Annotated in this window: 18 protein-coding genes and 1 tRNA gene; 6 read left to right on the forward strand and 13 right to left on the reverse strand. The window is 56.8% G+C overall.

Features of this window, described 5'->3' with window-relative positions:
- The first annotated feature begins 57 nt into the window (after nt 1–57).
- Entirely contained in the window at nt 58–891 is an 834-nt protein-coding gene (locus K3556_RS14905; protein ID WP_260517542.1) for an SDR family oxidoreductase, read from the forward strand.
- On the opposite strand, the gene dxs is transcribed toward K3556_RS14905, so the two are convergent.
- From dxs to K3556_RS14935, 6 genes are read right to left on the reverse strand one after another with little or no spacing between them, the layout of a single operon-like run.
- Nucleotides 888–2,816, reverse strand: a complete 1,929-nt coding sequence (gene dxs / locus K3556_RS14910) for a 1-deoxy-D-xylulose-5-phosphate synthase (RefSeq protein ID WP_260517543.1) — start codon at nt 2,814–2,816, stop codon at nt 888–890. The genes K3556_RS14905 and dxs overlap by 4 nt on opposite strands.
- A 14-nt stretch (nt 2,817–2,830) precedes the next feature.
- A complete protein-coding gene (locus tag K3556_RS14915; RefSeq protein ID WP_260517544.1) occupies nt 2,831–3,685 on the reverse strand; it encodes a polyprenyl synthetase family protein in 855 nt (284 codons plus the stop codon).
- A complete protein-coding gene (locus tag K3556_RS14920) occupies nt 3,686–3,928 on the reverse strand; it encodes an exodeoxyribonuclease VII small subunit (protein ID WP_260517545.1) in 243 nt (80 codons plus the stop codon).
- Nucleotides 3,925–4,860, reverse strand: a complete 936-nt coding sequence (locus K3556_RS14925; protein ID WP_260517546.1) for a histone deacetylase family protein — start codon at nt 4,858–4,860, stop codon at nt 3,925–3,927. Before K3556_RS14925 ends, K3556_RS14920 begins: the two co-directional genes overlap by 4 nt.
- A 57-nt stretch (nt 4,861–4,917) precedes the next feature.
- Nucleotides 4,918–5,619: a response regulator gene (locus K3556_RS14930; RefSeq protein WP_260517547.1), complete on the reverse strand. Its 702-nt coding sequence runs from the start codon at nt 5,617–5,619 to the stop codon at nt 4,918–4,920.
- Nucleotides 5,612–6,118: a MarR family winged helix-turn-helix transcriptional regulator gene (locus tag K3556_RS14935; RefSeq protein WP_260517548.1), complete on the reverse strand. Its 507-nt coding sequence runs from the start codon at nt 6,116–6,118 to the stop codon at nt 5,612–5,614. The genes K3556_RS14930 and K3556_RS14935 overlap by 8 nt, the downstream gene beginning before the upstream one ends.
- Nucleotides 6,119–6,295: 177 nt before the next feature.
- On the opposite strand from K3556_RS14935, the gene K3556_RS14940 reads away from it, so the two are divergent.
- Together K3556_RS14940 and K3556_RS14945 are read left to right on the forward strand one after the other, a co-directional pair.
- Nucleotides 6,296–7,162 (forward strand): branched-chain amino acid aminotransferase, encoded by an 867-nt coding sequence (locus tag K3556_RS14940; RefSeq protein WP_260517549.1) that lies wholly within the window; start codon nt 6,296–6,298, stop codon nt 7,160–7,162.
- A 64-nt stretch (nt 7,163–7,226) separates the two neighbouring features.
- Nucleotides 7,227–7,664, forward strand: a complete 438-nt coding sequence (locus tag K3556_RS14945; RefSeq protein ID WP_260517550.1) for a hypothetical protein — start codon at nt 7,227–7,229, stop codon at nt 7,662–7,664.
- On the opposite strand, the gene queG is transcribed toward K3556_RS14945, so the two are convergent.
- The 3 genes from queG to mtgA are packed head-to-tail and all read right to left on the reverse strand — an operon-like array spanning nt 7,661 to nt 10,158.
- Nucleotides 7,661–8,701 (reverse strand): tRNA epoxyqueuosine(34) reductase QueG, encoded by a 1,041-nt coding sequence (queG, locus tag K3556_RS14950; RefSeq protein WP_260517551.1) that lies wholly within the window; start codon nt 8,699–8,701, stop codon nt 7,661–7,663. The two genes, K3556_RS14945 and queG, sit on opposite strands and share 4 nt — an antisense overlap.
- Nucleotides 8,698–9,363, reverse strand: coding sequence for a glutathione S-transferase family protein (locus K3556_RS14955; RefSeq protein ID WP_260517552.1), 666 nt, complete (start codon nt 9,361–9,363; stop codon nt 8,698–8,700). The genes queG and K3556_RS14955 overlap by 4 nt, the downstream gene beginning before the upstream one ends.
- A gap of 54 nt (nt 9,364–9,417) precedes the next feature.
- Nucleotides 9,418–10,158, reverse strand: coding sequence for a monofunctional biosynthetic peptidoglycan transglycosylase (mtgA, locus tag K3556_RS14960; RefSeq protein WP_312847268.1), 741 nt, complete (start codon nt 10,156–10,158; stop codon nt 9,418–9,420).
- A 95-nt stretch (nt 10,159–10,253) separates the two neighbouring features.
- Between mtgA and K3556_RS14965 the strand changes: the two genes are divergently transcribed.
- Entirely contained in the window at nt 10,254–10,760 is a 507-nt protein-coding gene (locus K3556_RS14965) for a hydrolase (RefSeq protein ID WP_260517553.1), read from the forward strand.
- 50 nt (nt 10,761–10,810) lie between these two features.
- Here the strand turns inward: K3556_RS14965 and gltB are convergent, their stop codons facing one another.
- Nucleotides 10,811–15,349 carry a glutamate synthase large subunit gene (gene gltB, locus K3556_RS14970; protein WP_260517554.1) on the reverse strand — a complete coding sequence of 1,513 codons (4,539 nt, stop codon included), beginning with the start codon at nt 15,347–15,349 and terminating at the stop codon, nt 10,811–10,813.
- Between the two features lie 58 nt (nt 15,350–15,407).
- The gene (locus K3556_RS14975; protein ID WP_260517555.1) at nt 15,408–16,841 is read right to left on the reverse strand and encodes an NAD(P)-dependent oxidoreductase; all 1,434 of its coding nucleotides are present in this window, start codon (nt 16,839–16,841) and stop codon (nt 15,408–15,410) included.
- A 220-nt stretch (nt 16,842–17,061) separates the two neighbouring features.
- Between K3556_RS14975 and K3556_RS14980 the strand changes: the two genes are divergently transcribed.
- Nucleotides 17,062–17,865, forward strand: a complete 804-nt coding sequence (locus tag K3556_RS14980) for an undecaprenyl-diphosphate phosphatase (protein WP_260517556.1) — start codon at nt 17,062–17,064, stop codon at nt 17,863–17,865.
- A gap of 49 nt (nt 17,866–17,914) precedes the next feature.
- On the opposite strand, the gene K3556_RS14985 is transcribed toward K3556_RS14980, so the two are convergent.
- The gene (locus K3556_RS14985) at nt 17,915–18,901 is read right to left on the reverse strand and encodes a complex I NDUFA9 subunit family protein (protein ID WP_260517557.1); all 987 of its coding nucleotides are present in this window, start codon (nt 18,899–18,901) and stop codon (nt 17,915–17,917) included.
- Nucleotides 18,902–19,041: 140 nt separating this feature from the next.
- Between K3556_RS14985 and K3556_RS14990 the strand changes: the two genes are divergently transcribed.
- Nucleotides 19,042–19,128: transfer RNA gene (locus tag K3556_RS14990), tRNA-Leu, on the forward strand.
- 135 nt (nt 19,129–19,263) lie between these two features.
- On the opposite strand, the gene K3556_RS14995 is transcribed toward K3556_RS14990, so the two are convergent.
- On the reverse strand, nt 19,264–19,686 hold the full coding sequence (locus K3556_RS14995) for a thermonuclease family protein (RefSeq protein ID WP_260517558.1): 423 nt from the start codon (nt 19,684–19,686) through the stop codon (nt 19,264–19,266).
- Nucleotides 19,687–20,079: the final 393 nt, after the last annotated feature.

A 20,079-nucleotide genomic window follows, 5' to 3' on the forward strand; every position in this document is an offset into this window, starting at 1 on the left:
CAAAAACACCATGACTTTTGCGCTTTTCAAACTTGTCGCCACGGCGATACTGCGCGCATGGACAAGACACTGTTTATTTTCGGCTTCGGATACTCTGCCCGTGCGCTCGCCGCACTGCTGCGCGACGATTTCACCATCATTGGCACCTCGCGAGAGCCGGGTGACGACGTGATCCGCTGGCCGGGCTCGGACATCACTGGGCCACTATCCAAAGCCACGCATCTACTGATCTCGGCGGGACCTGACACTGATGGGGACCCCGTTTTGCGGCAGGTTAGAGACGATATTGCCCGCATTGCGCCGCAACTTCAGTGGGCCGGCTATCTGTCTACAACAGGCGTGTATGGCGACCATAATGGGGGCTGGGTGTATGAAGAGACACCTCTTTCCCCCTCGACCAAACGGGGGCAACAACGGGTCGAGGCCGAGGCCGCCTGGCAAACCCTTGCCGCCGAAACAGGCCTGCCGCTGCACATCTTCAGGCTGGCAGGCATTTATGGCCCCGGTCGCGGTCCATTTGCGAAAGTGCGACGCGGCACGGCGCGGCGGATCATCAAGCAAAATCAGGTGTTTTCTCGTATCCACGTGGACGACATCGCGCAGGTTTTGGCCGCGTCCATAGCCAACCCAAATCCGGGGCGGGTCTATAACGTCTGCGATGATCTGGCCGCCCCACCAGAGGACGTGCTGGCCCACGCAGCAGATCTGCTTGGCTTACCCCACCCACCATCAGAAGATTTCGAGATGGCAGACATGACCCCCATGGCGCGGAGCTTCTATGCCGAAAGCAAACGAGTGCGCAACGACCGGATCAAGGACGAACTGGGCGTGAAGCTGCTCTTTCCGACCTATCAGGATGGGTTGGCTGCACTACTGGCAGCCGAGAGTTAGGCCCGCTTTTCGCCGATTTGCGCGATGCCCAGAACTTCAAGCACCTTCGCTTCGATGTCCTTGGCCGAAAGACCAGCCTCTTCATACATCCGCGCCGGATTGGCGTGATCGATGAACGTGTCTGGCAAAACCATAGAGCGGAATTTGAGGCCCGTGTCGAATACCGCCTCTTCCGCCAACAATTGTGCAACGTGACTGCCAAAGCCACCAACAGCGCCTTCTTCGATGGTGATCAAGGCTTCATGGTCCGCCGCCAATTTCATAATCAGATCACGATCCAACGGCTTGGCAAAGCGGGCATCGGCAATCGACGGACTGATACCACGTGCGGCCAAAGCCTCGGCGGCTTTCTCGACCTCGGACAGGCGCGTGCCAAACGACAGGATCGCCACACGTGACCCTTCGCGGATCATCCGACCTTTGCCGATTTCCAGAACCTCGCCCTGCTCGGGCAACTCGACTCCTACCCCTTCGCCACGCGGATAGCGGAAGGCGCAAGGACCATCATCGATGGAATGCGCGGTCGCGACCATGTGCATCAACTCGGCCTCGTCGGCGGCAGCCATTACGATCATTCCGGGCAGGTTAGACATGAAACCGATATCAAATGCGCCCGCATGGGTGGCCCCATCAGCGCCGACCAATCCGGCGCGGTCGATAGCAAAACGCACCGGAAGCCGCTGCACCGCCACGTCATGCACCACCTGATCATACCCGCGTTGCAGGAAGGTTGAATACATTGCGCAGAAGGGCTTCATACCACCAGCTGCCAGCGCCGCAGAGAACGTCACGCCATGCTGTTCGGCAATACCCACGTCAAAGCATCGCGACGGATACCGTTCCGCCATCAGGTTCAGTCCGGTGCCATCCGGCATTGCCGCCGTCACGGCGCAGACCTTGTCGTCTTTTCCTGCCAAGTCGACCAGCGTCTTCCCAAACACCGACGTGTAACTGGGCGCGTTTGACGGGGCCTTGTGTTGTTTGCCGCTGGCGACGTCGAATTTTGCAGTTGCATGACCACGATCACGCGCCGCCTCGGCGGGGGCATAACCTTTGCCTTTCTTGGTGATCACATGGATCAGCATCGGCCCGGTGGCCCGGTCATGTACTGTGCGCAAGATCGACAGTAAGCTTTCCATGTCATGCCCATCAATCGGCCCGACATAGGAAAAGCCCAGTTCTTCGAACAATGTGCCGCCAACAGTCATGGATTTGACCATCTCTTTTGCCCGGCGCGCGCCTTCCTGAAACGGCGTGGGCAGCAGGCTAACGGCCCCCTTCGCGGCAGCTTTCAGCTCCTGAAACGGCTCGCCTGCATAAAGTCGGCTAAGGTAACTGGACATCGCGCCAACGGGGGGCGCAATCGACATCTCGTTGTCATTCAGGATCACGAACAGGCGCCGTCCCAAATGACCAGCATTGTTCATTGCCTCAAACGCCATGCCCGCTGACATGGACCCGTCGCCAATGACGGCAATTGCATCACCGATGCCATGTTCCGGCGCACCACCCAGATCGCGTGCCACCGCAAAGCCCAATGCGGCAGAGATTGAGGTCGAACTGTGCCCGGCCCCGAACGGATCAAACGGGCTTTCCGACCGCTTTGTAAAGCCGGACAAGCCGCCTTCTGCCCGCAAGGTGCGAATACGGTCGCGGCGTCCTGTCAGGATTTTGTGTGGATAGCACTGGTGACCCACGTCCCAGATAATCCGGTCGCTTGGCGTGTCGAAGACAGCGTGCAGCGCCACGGTCAGTTCAACTACCCCAAGCCCTGCACCAAGATGCCCACCCGTCTCAGACACCGCCGAGATGGTTTCTGCCCGCACTTCTTTGGCCAACGCCAGAAGTTCGCGATCGGACAGAGTTTTCATGTCGGCTGGAACCGTCACGCGGTCAAGAATGGGTGTCTCGGGTGTATTGGCCATCTGCGCCCCGTTGCCTATCTGTCGCGCTGGATAACGAAACGGGCGGCTTCCCGCAAGGTATCGGCGCCCTTACCATACGGGGTTAAAGCGTCGCAGGCTTGTTCCATAAGCTCGCCTGCGCGAGTTTTTGCCGCCTGAAGACCCAACAGTGACACAAACGTCGCCTTGCCAGCATCGGCATCCTTGCCAACCGCTTTGCCGACGGCTTTTGCATCGCCTTCCACGTCCAGAATGTCATCGGCAATCTGAAAAGCCAGTCCCAGTGCTGTCGCATAGTCGCGCATTGGCGTGGGGTCCGCGTCTGCAAGCAATGCCCCAGCTTCAGCGGACCAGCAGATCAAAGCCCCGGTTTTTCCAGCCTGGAGTGCGATGATTTCATCCAGGTCCAAAGGTGCGGCGGCTGTTTCGGCTGCGATATCCAGCGCCTGCCCATGCACCATGCCAACTTGTCCCGATGCTTGCGCAAGAGATGCAATCAGGGCGACCCGTGCATCACCCACTGCTTCGTTGGTCAATAACTCAAAAGCGAGGGTCTGAAGTGCGTCGCCAACCAGAACTGCCGTCGCCTCGTCCCATTTTTTGTGAACCGTAGGCAAACCCCGACGCAGGTCGTCGTCATCCATGCAGGGCAAGTCGTCGTGCACCAGTGAATAGGCATGAATAGACTCTATTGCCGCAGCGGGCCAGACGGACCGTATGTCATCCACACCGTGCAGCCGCGCGCTTTCCATCACCAGAAACCCGCGCAATCCTTTACCGCCAGCCGTCGCATAGCGCATGGCGTTCGCTAGCGCGCCATCACCACGGATCGCGCCATGCAAACAAGCCCGCGCTTGCTCGCTTGTTTCCGTCAATCGTGATTGGAACATTTACAGCCCTTCGACCGGCGTCGCACCTGTTGGCGTGCCATTGGGATCAAGTGTGATCGCCGCAACCTTTTCTTCGGCCTCTTTCAGCTTTGTCTCGCAGCGCGCCTTCAGCTCGGCCCCGCGTTCGTAGAGCTTAATTGAATCCTCAAGCGCCACGTCGCCGCGCTCCAACTGGCCGACCACGGCTTCCAGCGCGCGCATGGCCTCTTCGAAACTCATTTCGCCTACGGGTTTGTCGCTCATGCGCCTCGCTCCATCATCACGTTTACATAGGCCCCGACGCTGTCGCCAAGTGCCTGAAGATCATAGCCGCCTTCAAGCGACGATACCACCCGGCCGTCGCAGCATTTGTCTGCCAGATCGCATATCCGGTGCGCCAACCATGCGAAGTCTTCGATTTCCCATTGAAGCCCTGCCAAAGGGTCGCGACGATGGGCGTCGAACCCTGCCGAAACAAGCACCAGTTGCGGCTCATATGGCTCTAACACAGCCGAAAACACGTTCTCCCATGCCTCTTGCATCACTTCGCCGCCCGTCGCTTCTTCAAGCGGTAGGTTGATGATCTGTCCGAATGCACCTTTCTGATGCAGCCCGCCAGATCCGGGATACAGCGGCATCTGGTGCGAAGACACAAAACGCACCCGCGATTCGTGCCACAACACATCCTGAGTGCCGTTGCCGTGATGCACGTCGAAATCCAAAACGGCGATACGGTCCATCCCGTGATGCTCTGCCGCATAGCGCGCGGCGATCGCGACCGTTGAGAACAGGCAAAAGCCCATCGGCGTTGCCTTCTCAGCGTGGTGACCGGGTGGACGGCAAGCAACGAACGCATTCTGCGCCTCGCCGGCCAAAACAGTGTCTATTGCCGCCACATTCGCCCCTATGGCGCGGAACGCAGCTTCAAGTGACCCGGGGGCCATGAACGTATCGCCGTCCAGCTGTGCCCAGCCTTCGACCGGGGCGGCGTTTTCAATTTTTTCGAAGTATTTCCGGGAATGCCCAAGGCGGACGTGATCGACCGTGCCCATCGGCGCTTCGCGGCGATCAAGCGCGGCAAATCCCGGCGTGGCCAACGCGGCTTCAATCGCCTCTAGTCGCGCGACTTGTTCGGGGTGGCCCGGCGGCGTCACATGCTCGTGGCAGACCGGGTGTGTATAAAGCAAAGTTGTCATGGCGCGACGCTAGGACAATACGAAGGGCACAACAAGGCGCTGAACAAATACTGGCGATCAATCCGGCGCAAGCATATATCCAGCGCCCCGTACCGTTTGCAGATACCGGGGTTGTTTAGGGTCGCTTTCCAGCTTGCGACGCAACCGGGTGATCTGAACATCTACGGCACGTTCCTGCGCTTGCCCCTGATCACGACCCAATTGTTCAACCAAAGACGCGCGACTGACCGCATCCCCCGGGGTGGTCGAGAAAATCTTCATCAATTGGGCTTCGGTCGCGGTCAGCCGGACAAGCTCTTCTCCGTGCCACAGCTCGCCCCGTTCGGTGTCATAGTGCTTTTCACCAAGATTGAGCACTTTCGGCGTAACCTCTTCGGTGACAATCGGCATACGACGAAGGATGGCATTTATCCGCAGCAGCAGTTCTTTTGGCTCAAACGGTTTCGCCAAATAGTCATCTGCCCCTGCCTCCAATCCCTTGATCCGATCCTCTGTGTCGCCTTTCGCCGTCAGCAGCAAAATGGGTGTGGTTAAACTGTCCCGCAAAGATCTGGTCAGGCTGATTCCATCCTCACCGGGCATCATGACGTCCATGACGATCAGGTCGAAATCCAAACCCTCAAGCAGCCGCCGCGCATGCGCCGCATCACGCGCTGCACTGACCCAAAACCCCTGACGGATCAGGTATTTTTGCAGGAGCCTGCGGATGCGCTCATCGTCATCAACGATCAGCAGGTGTGCTTCGGCCAGATCACTCATTGTGTTCATCCTTTGCCCGATTGAAATGGCGTCTTAATTCGGGGTCCATCATAGCTTCCAAAACGGCGCGAAAGCCCTGAACCGCTTCGGGGCCAGCCTCGCGATAGGCCTGCCGCATGCGTTCGCGTTGCGCGGTGGACAATTCTTGTTCCAACTCCACGCCACGTTCGGTCAGGAACAGATTTCGCTCGCGCTTGTCGCGTGTGCCAACACGACTTTCAACCAGATCATCTTCAACCAATGTGCGCAGGACACGGTTCAACGATTGTTTAGTAACACCCAAAATGGACAACAGGTTGTTCACAGTCGTGCCCGGTGCGCGGCTAATGAAATGCAGCGCCCTGTGGTGGGCTCGTCCCAACCTGTATTCGTCAAGAATCCGATCAGGGTCCGCGGTAAACCCGCGATAGGCAAAGAACATTGCCTCAATCCCTTTGCGCAACTGCTCATCCGTCAGAAAAAGCAGCGTCTGTCCGCCAGGTGCCTGCATATCCGCCATAGCTGACCTCATCACAATTCACGTTACAGGGTCTAGTTTTATGTCAGTGTTGTTGACTTTCCAAGAATCAATTGTTAGCGAAATGCTGATTTGACGTAATTTTATGTCCGCACCGGACCTAATTTGCGCAACATTCGAAAACAAGCCTACTGGCAACGAACTGGAAAGGACTGAGATATGAGCGGATATGATGACCGTGATGGCAAGATCTGGATGGACGGCCAGTTGGTCGATTGGCGCGATGCGAATGTTCATATTCTGACCCATGCGCTGCATTATGCGTCCTCCGTGTTCGAAGGCGAACGTCTGTATGACGGCAAGATTTTCCTGTCACGCAAACACTCTGAACGGTTGCTGAAGTCGGGCGAGATGATGGATATGCCCATCCCCTACACCGTCGACGAGATTGAGGCCGCGAAACAAGCCGTGGTCGAGGCGAACAACCTAACCAACGCATATGTGCGTGTGGTGGCATGGCGTGGCGTCGGCGAAGACATGGGTGTCTCATCCGCACGCAATCCGGTGCGCATGGCTGTCGCGGCTTGGGCTTGGGGTGACTATTACGGCGACGCAAAGATGCAAGGCGCAAAGCTGGACATCGCGAAGTGGAAACGTCCGTCACCGGAAACCATCCCGACAGCTGCCAAAGCCGCCGGCCTTTATATGATCTGCACCATGTCCAAACACGCCGCCGAGGCCAAAGGCTGCTCGGACGCATTGTTCATGGATTATCGCGGTTATGTGGCCGAAGCGACCGGGGCCAACGTCTTTTTTGTGAAAGATGGCGAGGTTCATACGCCGCTGCCCGATGCGATCCTGAATGGGCTGACCCGTCAAACGGTTATTGGCATGTTGAAAGACAAAGGCATCACCGTGCACGAGCGTTACATCATGCCAGAAGAACTGGAAGACTTTGAACAATGCTGGCTTACTGGTTCGGCAGCAGAGGTAACCCCCGTCGGCCAGATTGGCACGCACAAGTTTGAGGTCGGCGCGCTGACCCGCGACATAGCCGAAGCCTACGAAAAACTGGTGCGCAGCTAAGGCACATTAACATTTCGCGAACCTGCCTGCCCTATCCTGACGACAATCGGGGTAGGAGCAGAGCATGTTCGCGCAGCGCGGGGCCAGATTGCTGGCAATGATAATCGGCGTGGTCGCGCTGCCCAGCGCTGTGGCGTTGGGTTGGTATTCATATACCAAGGACCCAACACTTCGCCCGTTGAGCCTTACGAAAGCAGCGCTTACCGAACAGGCCATAGACAAACCGGCCGAGGTCGTCGCGTATGTTCAGTGGGACACCAAGGTCGAGCATCAGGCAGGTGATGCTTTCGCCCGGTCATTGGTGCAGGCCTTTGACATCAAAAATGTCGATCTGCGTGTGATCGTCACAGATGGTCCGGACCAAGGCACCTCGGTCGTTTATCAAGTTGGTGCGTCGCAGATTGGTCCGTTCCCAAAAGCCGCGGCAGTCAAAGGTGTGAACGCCGCAATCGGCGCGTTTCATATGCTGGAGGCCGGGCAGCCCGAGCCGGTCGCCGACTAGGCGCTGCTGGAAAGCTTCGTAACAGCCCAGCGTGCAGCATCTGACACAACAGCGTCCTCATGTTCGGTGTGTGCCTGTGCGTGCGAAAGCAGCGCCGGATCACCAGAGTTGCCAATCGCATAGAGCACATTGCGCAGAAATCGCGACAATCCGATCCGTTTGATCGGACTGCCCGAGAAATGCGCCCGGAACCCCGCATCATCAAATCCGGCCAATTCCGCCAACCGGGGGGCGATCAGATCGGCCCGCGCGGCGTATCGCATCTCGCTTGCCTCAGCCGCAAACTTGTTCCAGGGACAAGCCGCAAGGCAGTCATCGCACCCATAGATGCGATTGCCCAATTGCGATCTGAGCGGTTCATCAACCGGCCCTTTGTGTTCAATCGTCAGATAAGAAATGCACCGGCGCGCATCCAACTGAAAAGGGGCAGGGAAAGCATCGGTTGGGCAGGCCTCAAGGCACGCGGTGCAGCTGCCGCAGTTTTCGCGCGCCGGCAGATCAATGGGAAGGTCCAACGTGGTGAAGATCGCACCTAGGAAAAACCAACTGCCCAACTCACGTGACAAAAGGTTTGTATGCTTGCCCTGCCAGCCCAATCCAGCTGCTGCCGCAAGCGGCTTTTCCATCACGGGAGCCGTGTCGACAAACACTTTGATCTCACCACCAAAGCCTTCGATCATCCAACGGCCTACCCGCTTCAACCGCTTTTTCACGATGTCGTGGTAGTCGCGGTTTTGTGCATAAACGCTAATGGCGGCGCGATCAGGCTGTCCAATGACCTCCATAGGGTCATGTGACGGCGTATAAGGCTCGGCCAGCATGATGACCGTGCGCGCTTCAGGCCATAGAGCTGCGGGATTGCCCCGCCAATGCATCCGTTCAGCCATCCAGCCCATGTCGCCATGCCAACCGTTGCCTACATAGGTGGCTAGCCGCTCTGCAATATCGGGCACGCCATCCGGACGGCAGAATCCGACCTGCGCAAATCCCTCACTCAGGGCATTGTCGATGATGGCTTGCCGTATCTCGGCAGTCAAAAATCCAGGTCCGAATAGTGCGGCGGTTGTGGAAAGCCAGGGATCTGGTCAGCAAGGATAGACCGAAACGCCGGACGCGATTTGATCTTCGCATACCATTCGCGCACGTTCTCGTTCCGGTTCCAATCCACATCGTTAATATAGTCCAGCGATGACAGATGAGCGGCGGCAGCAAAATCGGCCAGTGTCATCGCGTTGCCTGCGAGCCAGCGGCGTTGCTCTAACAACCAGCCCATGTAGTCCAGATGATACTTGATCGCTTTCGCCCCGGCCTTGATGTTTCGGCTTTCTGGGTACCCTGCCCCCATCACCTTTTTGTTCACCCGCTCGTAAAGCAAGTTGGAAGTAACTTCGTTATGGAACTTGTCGTCGAACCAACTAACCAGACGGCGCACCTCGTACCGCCCTTCGGGATCGTCAGGCAGTAATGCAGGCGTCGGATAGCGCTCTTCGATATATTCGCAAATTGGTCCGCTTTCGGCCAGCAATTGACCGTCCATCTTCAGGATTGGCACTTTGCCCGCCGGGTTGCGCAGCAAAAAGTCTTTGCCACGCTCCCAATACCTTTCCTCGACCAGCTCGACCTCAATCTTCTTCTCGGCAAGGGACAGGCGCACCTTGCGGCAAAACGGCGATAGGGGGACGTGAAAAAGTCGGTTCATGGCGTGTATCAGAAATCTCTCTTTATCTCGTATTGCCGGTTTTGGGCCGAGGGATCAATCCTCGAAACACGAAGCACGCCCATCCGCGCGGATCGTAGCCGCCCCGTCCAAGATGGATTGCGCACGCTTGCGCACAAAAGGTGACGGTCGCGCGGCTGATCGTTCCTTGGGGTTGGGCAACAATGCCGCCAGCCGCGCAGCTTGAACAGCCGTCAAATTTTCCGGGCCGACGCCAAAATAATGTCGGGACGCGGCTTCGACGCCAAACACGCCTTCGTCAAACTCTGCGATGTTCAGATAGACCTCAACGATGCGGCGCTTCGACCAGAACAATTCGACAAAGGGTGTGATGCCGGCCTCTAGCGCCTTGCGCGGCCAAGACCGCCCATGCCAAAGATAGGCGTTCTTCACGACCTGCTGGGTTAGTGTCGATGCGCCGCGTGCCCCGCCTTCGTCAATCGCAGCCCGAATGGCGCGCATATCAAAGCCCCAATGCTGGCAAAAATTTGCATCCTCGGCGGCAACGACCGACCGCGCCATGACAGGGGCGACATCTTCCAGGTCGACCCATTGATGATCGGCCCAACCAAGTCGCAGTTTTTCGGCAATGATGTGGGGCGTGGTCGGCGGGTTGATAAACGCATACCCAACGATGCCCAGCGCGAAGAACGCCAAGATTGCCAGAAACACACGCTTTATCCAGAGCCTGACCCATTCGATAGGATGAAGCTTTATGCGCTTTTTCTTTGGCGCCTTCTTCTTGCCAACTGGCTTTTTTTTCGCTGCTCTTGCCACATGTCTTTCAGACCATGGGCGATGGGCAAAGGTCAAGATATGGATCAAAGCGCAGCCATCACTCCCGTGGTAAATTGGGAAAGGAGGATATCGATATGAAAACGAATTCACTTCCCTTCTATGACATGAGCGACAATCCAACTGGGTGTTGTCCCCGGTTCAAACCCGAAGGATGGGACGGCGTCGAACTGAAACTGCGTGACAAACCTTTTGTGCGCGCTGAGACATCATCCGTTCTTCATGTGCCACTGAATATGGGCAAGGTCATGTCGCGTGTGTTCGAGCATATGGAAGCGTCGGGTGCATATGACGAAACCGACTTCATCGTCATGAGCCGTGATTTATCGCCCTGGAAAGGCGAGCATTTATTCGCCGCCGGCAATCCCGTTGAAGATGAAGAGATGACGACCGTCTCAGGTGATTTCATCACCAAAGTGTTCGAAGGCAGTTACCGCGACGCAAAGCACTGGCACGACCAAATGCAGACCCTTGCTGCCGCGCGTGGTAACAAGGATGCCGAAGTTTGGTTCTTCTATACGACCTGCCCGAAATGCGCAAAAGCCTATGGCAAGAACTACGTCGTTGGACTGGCCAGACTCTGACGAAAAAGGGCGGCCTTGCGGGCCGCCCTGTCTGTTCTGGCTTTCCTCACTTACTCGGCAGGAATGGCTGCGTCTTCGATTGACAGTGGGGCAGGCAATCTTTCCAGCATTTCAATCGGGCAAACCTGAAGGAAGTTCCCCTTCTCCAGATCCCAATGACGCAGAATCTCTGTCGCCAGCTGACTTCCGGTCTCTTCGGCATGCCGTTCGACCAACGACAACAGCTGCGCTTCCCAATGGTCGACCGAAACCGGATTGGTCACAAGGCTTTCCATGTTCATATAGTTCTGCGCCACGCCATCCGGGTCATACAGATAGGCCATACCGCCGGTCATCCCTGCCCCGAAATTCGAGCCAATAGAACCAAGGATCACCGCGACACCGCCGGTCATGTATTCACACCCGTTCGAGCCACAGCCTTCGATCACTACATGCGCGCCAGAGTTGCGAACCGCGAACCGTTCGCCAGCGCGACCAGCGGCAAACAGGTAACCGTCCGTCGCTCCGTACAACACGGTGTTGCCGATGATCGTATTGTCACGCGCGACAAGCGGACTGGAAAGCGGCGGGCGCACAACGATCGTGCCCCCGGACAGACCTTTGCCAACATAATCGTTGGCGTCGCCTGACACCTCGATCTTCAGACCGGGTGCTGCAAATGCACCAAGGGACTGACCTGCCGAGCCTTGCAGCTTCACTGTCAGGTGGTCCGGCTGCAGGCTGTTGCGCATGCCAAAGCGTTTCACGATATGGCTGGAAATGCGCGTGCCGACCGTACGGTGCGTGTTCTGAACCGTATAGGACAGCTGCATTTTCTCGCCATCCTCAAGAAAACGGCTCGCATCGCGCACGATCTCGGCGTCCAGAGTATCGGGCACCGGATTCCGGTCGCGATTGCGGTCATAGACAATCTTGTCCGCGCCATCGACGACTAGAAGAAGCGGGTTCAGATCAAGATCATCCAAATGGGCGGACCCCCGGCTGACCTGGCTTAGCAGATCCGCACGGCCAATCACCTCGTCCAGCGACCGCGCCCCGATAGAGGCAAGTATCTCGCGCACTTCCTGCGCATAGAAGGTGATCAGGTTGACGACCTTGTCCGCGTTGCCAGTGAACTTCTTGCGCAGATCATCGTCCTGCGTGCAGACCCCAACTGGGCAGGTGTTCGACTGGCACTGACGCACCATGATGCAACCCATGGCGATCAGAGCCGCAGTGCCGATGCCGTATTCCTCGGCGCCCATCATTGCGGCCATGACGATGTCACGACCCGTGCGCAGACCGCCATCAGTGCGCAGCGTTACCCGGTCGCGCAGGTTGTTCATCGCCAGCACTTGGTGGGCTTCTGTCAGGCCCATCTCCCACGGCAGGCCTGCAAACTTGATCGAGGTTGCTGGCGACGCACCCGTGCCACCATTGTGGCCCGAAATCAGGATCACATCGGCCTTGGCCTTCGCCACACCGGCCGCAATCGTGCCGACACCCGACGCCGCAACCAGCTTCACCGTCACTTTACAGCGCGGGTTGATCTGCTTGAGGTCATAGATCAACTGGGCCAGATCCTCGATCGAGTAGATATCGTGGTGCGGCGGCGGTGAAATCAGCGTCACACCCTTGGTCGAGTGGCGCAGACGGGCAATAAGGTCCGTGACCTTCATGCCGGGCAACTGACCACCTTCGCCGGGTTTGGCACCTTGGGCGACCTTGATCTCTAGCTCTTCACACTGGTTCAGGTATTCGGCAGTAACGCCAAAACGACCCGAGGCCACCTGCTTGATCTTCGCCGACGGGTTGTCACCATTGGGTTCGGGGTGGAAATGCGCGGGGTCTTCGCCGCCTTCACCACTGTCCGACTTCGCACCGATCCGGTTCATTGCGACGTTCAAAGTTTTGTGTGCCTCGGGGCTCAATGCCCCCAGCGACATACCGGGCGTCACGAACCGCTTGCGGATTGCGTTGATGCTTTCCACCTCTTCGATCGGGACTTCTTTGCCCATCGGTTTGATGTCCAGCAAATCACGCAAGTGGATCGGTGGATTGGCGCGCATACGTGCCGAATACTGCTTCCACATCTGGAACGAGGCGCGATCACAGGCAGATTGCAGCAGGTGCATCGTCTGTGCTTCCCACGCATGTGTTTCGCCCGACTGGCGCGCTTTGTAAAACCCGCCAACTGGCAAAACCTTGTTCCCGCTGCCGAAGCCGGCTGCATGCACACCTTCCAGTTTTTTCTGGATACCGTTCACACCGATGCCCGAAATGCGTGATGTCATCCCAGGGAAATATTCGGCAACCATTGCGCGGCTCAGGCCAACGGCTTCGAAGTTCAAGCCACCCCGATAGGACGAGATAACTGATATCCCCATCTTGGCCATAATTTTCAGAAGACCCTGGTCGATGGCTTCACGATAGCGGTGCACGGCTTCCGAAAGCGTACAATCCAGCAACCCCCGTTCAATCCGGTCGGCCAGTGAATCCTCAGCCAGATAGGCGTTCACGGTCGTGGCACCGCAGCCAACGAGCACAGCGAAATAATGTGGGTCCAAACATTCTGCCGAACGTGTATTGATCGAACAGAATGTCCGCAGGCCCTTTTTCACCAACCAGCTATGGACGGCAGATGTCGCAAGGATCATGGGCATCGCGATACGGCTTTCGCCCTGATGCTGGTCTGTAAGGATAATATGTCCAGCGCCTGACCGCACGGCATCCTCGGCCTTCTCGCGGATTTCACCCAAGGCGATACGCAATGCGCCACCACCGCCGTCAACCGGGAAGGTGCAGTCAATTTCGACCATTTGGGCATTGAATATCTCGGTCATCTTCCCGAACTGCTGATTGCCGACAAATGGGCTTTCCAGCACGATAATCTCGGTCTGCGCGCTGCTTTCATCCAGCACGTTTTTCAGATTTCCAAAACGGGTTTTCAGCGACATGACGCGGAATTCGCGCAACGAGTCGATGGGCGGGTTTGTCACCTGGCTGAAGTTCTGACGGAAAAAGTGGCTCAGCGGGCGGTATTTTGTCGAAAGCACTGCCGACGGTGTGTCATCGCCCATCGAGGCCAGCGATTCCTTTCCGTCCTCAGCCATTGGCGCGAGGATCTGCTCCAGTTCCTCCAAGGTGTAACCAGCCGCCAACTGACGGCGACGCAACTCTTCGCCGCTATATAGCGGTTTTTCCTCGACCTCAGCAAAGCCTTCACCCAGATCATTGATCTTGCCAACCCATTCACCGAAGGGTCGGGAAACGGCCAGTTTGTCCTTAATTTCGGTGTCGTGGTACAATTTGCCTTCGACCGTATCGACAGCCAACAGCTGCCCCGGCCCCAGCGCACCTTTTTCCACGATGCTGGCTTCATCAATCGGCACCATACCAGCTTCCGAACCTGCGATCACAAGACCCTCGCCCGTCACCACATAACGCATCGGGCGCAAACCGTTACGATCAAGTCCTGCGCAGACCCAACGACCATCGGTCATGGCCAGTGCGGCAGGGCCGTCCCATGGCTCCATCACCGAGTTGCAATAGGAATACATGTCTTTCCATGCTTCGGGCAGTTCGATGGCCTGCTTAGACCAGCTTTCCGGCACTAGCATGGTTTTCGCCATCGGGGCAGAACGGCCTGCACGTACAAGCACCTCGAACACAGCATCCAAAGCGGCTGAGTCAGACGACCCGCCCGGAACGATAGGTTTAATGTCCTCCGCCAGATCGCCGAAGGCTGCGGACGCCATGCGGATCTCGTGGCTTTTCATCCAGTTCAGGTTGCCCTTCAGCGTGTTGATCTCGCCGTTATGCGCCAGCATGCGGAACGGTTGCGCCAGCCACCATTGGGGGAAGGTGTTGGTCGAATACCGCTGGTGATAAATCGCGAAGGTCGATTTGAACCGCTCGTCCATCAGGTCTGGGTAAAATTCCGCCACCTGCTCGGCCAGCATCATGCCTTTGTAGATAATCGACCGGCAGCTGAGCGACGCAATATAGAGCCCATTGATATGTGCGCTTGCCACGGCTTTTTCGATCCGGCGGCGGATCACATAAAGCTCGCGCTCGAAGGTGACTTCGTCCACACCTTTCGAGTTTGAAATCATGATCTGTTCGATCTCGGGCCGCGTCGCATTGGCCTTTTCGCCAAGGCAGGTGATGTCCACCGGCACGTGCCGCCATCCATAGATGTGGTATCCCATGCGCAAGATTTCAGACTCAACTATCGTCCGGCAGGCTTCCTGAGCGCCAAAATCAGTGCGCGGCAGGAAAACCTGACCGACTGCGATCAGCTGGTCTTCGCGCGGCTCGTGGCCGGTGCGACGGATTTGGTCATAGAAGAATGGAACCGGGATTTGCACGTGGATGCCGGCACCGTCGCCTGTCTTGCCGTCAGCGTCTACAGCGCCTCGGTGCCAAATGGCTTTCAGCGCAGCAATGCCTGCTTCGACGACCTCGCGTGACGCCTTTCCTTCAATCGAGACGACCAGCCCGACACCACACGAGCTGTGCTCGTCTTCTTCGCGATACAGGCTGTGTTCGCTCATAAATTTACGTTTGGCTTCCTCGCGGCGGACCCAATCGGCATCATATTTCGTCATGTCGGTTCTCCTCTCGGACGGGCGGGGGTGCAGTGACCCGGCTGGCCCGGAAAATTTGTTATTCGGCAGCAAGCGCGCGGGCGGCATTCAGCGCGGCAAGTATATCCGCGCCAGCTTCGCGCCCATCGCGGATCGCCCAGACCACCAATGATGCACCGCGCACGATGTCACCCACGGCCCAAATACCATCCAGATCGGTCCGGTGCGTCTCGAAAGTCGCCTTGATTGTGCCCCAGCGTGTGACCGTCAGGTCTTTTTCATCCCAGAGGGTGGGCAGGTTTTCCGGCTCAAACCCGAGCGCTTTGATCACCAGATCCGCATTCTCGGTGTATTCCGAACCCTCGATCACTTCAGGGCTACGACGGCCGGTTGCATCAGGCGCACCCAGGCGCATTTTCTGAACGATAACGCCTGTTACGGGATTGCCCGCGAAACCTTTTGGTGCGGACAACCAGACAAATTCGACGCCTTCTTCCTCGGCGTTCTGGGTTTCGCGCTGCGACCCGGGCATGTTCTCGCGATCGCGGCGATACAGGCACTTCACCGACGTTGCGCCTTGGCGAATGGCGGTACGTACGCAGTCCATCGCGGTATCGCCACCACCGATAACCACGACATTTTTGCCTTCTGCGTTCAGTTCTCCGTTGTCGAATGCGGGAACGCTATCGCCAAAGCTGAGCTTGTTGGAGCAGGTCAGATAATCCAGCGCTGGAACAATCCCCTTTGCGCCAGCCCCCGGCCCGGACAGATCGCGACCCTTATAGACACCGGTCGCCAGAAGAACGGCATCATGAATGGCGCGAATGTCCTGAAAGCTGATGTCTTTTCCGACATTGCAGTTCAGAACAAACTCGACCCCTGCATCTTCCAGCAGCTTCACGCGGCGCATCACCACATCTTTTTCAAGTTTGAAACCGGGAATACCATAGGTCATCAACCCGCCCGCACGGTCATGTCGATCATAGACGGTAACGTTCACACCAGCGCGCACCAAAACGTCCGCCGCAGCCAGTCCGCCTGGACCTGCCCCGATGATTGCGACGCTTTCATCGCGCTTGGTAGCGGGCGTAATCGGCTCAACCCAACCGTTGTCCCACGCTGTGTCTGTTATGTATTTCTCGACTGCGCCGATGGTGACGGTGCCATGGCCCGATTGTTCGATCACGCAATTGCCTTCGCAAAGACGATCCTGCGGGCAAATACGTCCACAGATCTCGGGGAAGGTGTTGGTTGCCTGACTCAGCTCATAGGCTTCTTTCAAGCGACCTGACGCGGTCATACGCAGCCAGTCAGGTATGTTGTTGTGCAACGGGCAATGTGACTGGCAATACGGCACGCCACACTGGCTACACCGGCTGGCTTGCTCGGCGGCCTTCTGGGCGGCATATTCGGCATAGATTTCGTGGAAGTCTTCGCGACGCGCCTCGGCGGCCCGTTTTTCGGGCATATCCCGCTCGACACTCACGAATTTCAACATCGGCTGCTTGGCCATCCTGGCTCTCCGTCAATATAGCTCGGACTTGAGCTTCTATAGGGGGTGTGGATAAAATAAAAGACAGCAATACTGACCTTTATACACTTTCTTTGGTGAATAATTGGGTTGCCATACGAAATATTCCTAAATTTAGGTCATAACTACTTCCATTTTATCGCTCTTCCCTTTCCGGACCGCTGGTTTAGCTTGCCAACACCCCATTCCAGAAGGCTCCCACATGACCCTTGCCCATCTCTTTCTCGTCGCTGTGATACAGGGAATCACCGAGTTTCTGCCGGTTTCTTCCTCTGGTCACCTCGCCTTGATTCCGCACCTGACGAGCTTGCCCGATCAGGGCCAGACGATTGACGTGGCCGTGCATCTGGGCACGTTGGGCGCCGTGGTTCTGTTCTTCTGGGCAGATGTTCGGATGGGGTTGGCTGGTGTTCCGCGGATGCTGACCGGGCGCATCGATACGCCGGGCTCAAGGCTCGCCTTCCTGTTGGCAATTGCAACCATCCCGGCCATAGCATTTGGACTTCTGATCAAGCTAACGGGACTGGACGATACCATGCGGTCGATCAAAGTCATCGCTTGGACCATGATCCTGTTCGGACTGGTGCTGTATTGGGTTGACCAAAAAGGATCGGCTGAGAAAAGAGCAGGTGACTGGACGTTGCGCGACGCGATCATCATGGGCCTTTGGCAGGCTCTGGCGCTGATCCCCGGCACGTCGCGGTCAGGGGCAACAATCTCGGGCGCGCGAGCGCTTGGATACGAACGCCCCGACGCCGCGAAACTGGCAATGCTCATGTCGATCCCGACAATTTTCGCTTCGGGCGTGCTGCTAGGAGCCGAAGTCGCCGCCACCTCCAACCTTCAGGTTGCCAAAGACGGGGCAATCGCGGCGGTATTGGCCTTTGTGTCAGCACTTCTTGCACTAAGCCTGATGATGCGCCTGCTGCGGTCTGTCAGCTTCACACCCTACGTGATCTATCGAATCGCGTTGGGTGTCGTTCTGTTGGGCATTGCTTACACATGAAAATGGCGCGGCCTGCGCCGCGCCTTTCATAATTCGCATCGCCTCTGGCTCAGCCGTCGGTGCGTAGGTTTTTCGCCGAGTTCTGAATGGCCGCGTACTGGCCATTGTGACGGAAGCGCCAGAGGTAATCCGGCAGGATTGCCTCCATCGCCGTCGGGGCGATACCCAAATCCGCAAAGCCCTGAGCGTCATCCGCAACTACGTTGTCATGTGCAAGCGACCGCACCTGATCGCGCGTCAGCGGCGCTTTGATCAGCCCACCCGAAATCCACTGGATGAAATCGAAGGCCGCCGCTTGAAGCTTCGCGACCCCGAAAGGCAAATTGATCACCGCGCGGCGGCGCTGCACGACGTCCAGCATCCGGTCAATCAGCTCGCGCAGAGTTTCGACATCCGGCCCGCCCAGCTCATAGATACCCGGCTTGGCCTGACCAAGAATTGCCTTCTCGGCAGCAGCGGCCACATCATCCACAAACACCGGCTGAAAGCGTGTGTTGCCACCAGTGATTGGCAGGATCGGCCCAAACCGCGTCATGCCAGCAAACCGGTTAAAGAACTCGTCCTCAGGACCAAAAATGACAGATGGGCGCAGGATCACTGCGCCGGGGAATGCGTCCTGAACGCCTGTCTCACCCTGTGCCTTGGTCTGCGCATATTCGCTGTCGCTGGCATTGTCTGCGCCAATGGCAGACAACTGAACCAGCTGTGCCACGCCCTGTTCTACTGCGATCCGAGCAACGCGTTCAGCCCCTTCATGGTGCACCGCGTCAAAGCTGTTCTTGCCGATCGAGTGTAAGACGCCGACGCAGTTGACCACAGCGTCCGCGCCCATCATTGCCTCACGCACCGACGCGTCATCACGGATGTTGCACAAAATCGGCTCAACCTGCCCGACAGCCCCATAGGGCTTTACGAACAAGGCTTCGTTCGGCCGACGCACGGCAACGCGCACACGCCACCCTTGCTTGGCCATGCGGCGCGCAATATAGCGCCCAACGAAGCCCGAACCGCCATAGATTGTGACAAGCTTGGACATGGTAGCACTCCTTGAAAACCTTGACGTTTTCATAGCTTTCAACGGCGCTCAGAGCAAGGCGCAAACCGAATTCGTGAAAACACCGCGAATCCGGTTGACAGTCTTGGCGGTCCACTTTACATCGCGGCCTCACCAACCGTGCCCAGATGGCGGAATTGGTAGACGCGCTAGCTTCAGGTGCTAGTGTCCGTATGGACGTGGAGGTTCGAGTCCTCTTCTGGGCACCATTTAAAATCATATTTATGATGAAAAACAGTGTGTTAGTAGAAGTTTGGGGCAGGCGGTCCCATCTTAAGCCCCACTATTGCAAGTTGATACCACGATGCACTACCTAGAGACGCATTTATGTAAACATGGGCGAGCTAGCGACAATATTTCTTCATTGGCACTGAGCGCGAGCGCCTAGTTTCATACTTCCGATATCTTCCACCGGAAAACCTAGGACAGTCCCGCGCCCAACCTGCGCTAATTACTGCAACGCTGATGTTTTCGCCTTTGCTTCCGAAACAAGTTCCAACCCAACGGTCATAGGTTTTCTTGCCAGTCAAAATACAGCGAACCAATCTACCAGAGTAGTTTTGCTTCATCCAATCCTTACCTTCCCAATACCCCGACTGCCCTTTGTCCGGGGCATCAACGCCATCAAGTCGGATTGGGATACCGCGCACTTCTATTGTATCCGCATCTCTTACATGAGTAACTTTGCCTTGAATTTCGTTGGCATTTGCAATCGAGGCAACGAACAGCCCAGCTAGAAATATCAGACAAGCCCTAGTGTTAGCCATGCCATTCTCCTCAAAAAATTTGATGCGCTACCAAGCGGTTTTAGCGTTAGAAATTCATAAAAATAGACACGCTTGCGAGCTTCCAGAATTATTGAACGAAGTAAAGTAGCACAAAACGGGCGCGTGGCTTTCAAATGTTAATAATTGTTAAGGTTGTTGGTAAATTTCATGAGCGAGGGGCTATCCTTCATACTGGAAAGATAGGGCTAATATGCGCATGAGGGTAAAGTCAGATTACTTAGTATTGTCTTTGACTTGTTATTCTAAATAACTCGGACAAGATGGGTAAAAGAAACACAAGAAAACGCAAATCAGGTTACTATCTGTGCTTCTGTGAACCATAGAACATAGAGTTATCGGACGCCGTAAAGCAACCAATACGCGCGCGCACGC

Source organism: Aliiroseovarius sp. M344 (assembly GCF_025140835.1).
In the GTDB taxonomy this organism is placed as follows: Bacteria; Pseudomonadota; Alphaproteobacteria; order Rhodobacterales; family Rhodobacteraceae; genus Aliiroseovarius.

Coding starts and splice junctions, on each gene's coding strand:
- K3556_RS14905 (WP_260517542.1), top strand. CDS start 58: ATGGACAAGACACTGTTTATTTTCGGCTTCGGATACTCTGCCCGTGCG.
- dxs (WP_260517543.1), bottom strand. CDS start 2,816: ATGGCCAATACACCCGAGACACCCATTCTTGACCGCGTGACGGTTCCA.
- K3556_RS14915 (WP_260517544.1), bottom strand. CDS start 3,685: ATGTTCCAATCACGATTGACGGAAACAAGCGAGCAAGCGCGGGCTTGT.
- K3556_RS14920 (WP_260517545.1), bottom strand. CDS start 3,928: ATGAGCGACAAACCCGTAGGCGAAATGAGTTTCGAAGAGGCCATGCGC.
- K3556_RS14925 (WP_260517546.1), bottom strand. CDS start 4,860: ATGACAACTTTGCTTTATACACACCCGGTCTGCCACGAGCATGTGACG.
- K3556_RS14930 (WP_260517547.1), bottom strand. CDS start 5,619: ATGAGTGATCTGGCCGAAGCACACCTGCTGATCGTTGATGACGATGAG.
- K3556_RS14935 (WP_260517548.1), bottom strand. CDS start 6,118: ATGGCGGATATGCAGGCACCTGGCGGACAGACGCTGCTTTTTCTGACG.
- K3556_RS14940 (WP_260517549.1), top strand. CDS start 6,296: ATGAGCGGATATGATGACCGTGATGGCAAGATCTGGATGGACGGCCAG.
- K3556_RS14945 (WP_260517550.1), top strand. CDS start 7,227: ATGTTCGCGCAGCGCGGGGCCAGATTGCTGGCAATGATAATCGGCGTG.
- K3556_RS14955 (WP_260517552.1), bottom strand. CDS start 9,363: ATGAACCGACTTTTTCACGTCCCCCTATCGCCGTTTTGCCGCAAGGTG.
- K3556_RS14965 (WP_260517553.1), top strand. CDS start 10,254: ATGAAAACGAATTCACTTCCCTTCTATGACATGAGCGACAATCCAACT.
- gltB (WP_260517554.1), bottom strand. CDS start 15,349: ATGACGAAATATGATGCCGATTGGGTCCGCCGCGAGGAAGCCAAACGT.
- K3556_RS14975 (WP_260517555.1), bottom strand. CDS start 16,841: ATGGCCAAGCAGCCGATGTTGAAATTCGTGAGTGTCGAGCGGGATATG.
- K3556_RS14980 (WP_260517556.1), top strand. CDS start 17,062: ATGACCCTTGCCCATCTCTTTCTCGTCGCTGTGATACAGGGAATCACC.
- K3556_RS14985 (WP_260517557.1), bottom strand. CDS start 18,901: ATGTCCAAGCTTGTCACAATCTATGGCGGTTCGGGCTTCGTTGGGCGC.
- K3556_RS14995 (WP_260517558.1), bottom strand. CDS start 19,686: ATGGCTAACACTAGGGCTTGTCTGATATTTCTAGCTGGGCTGTTCGTT.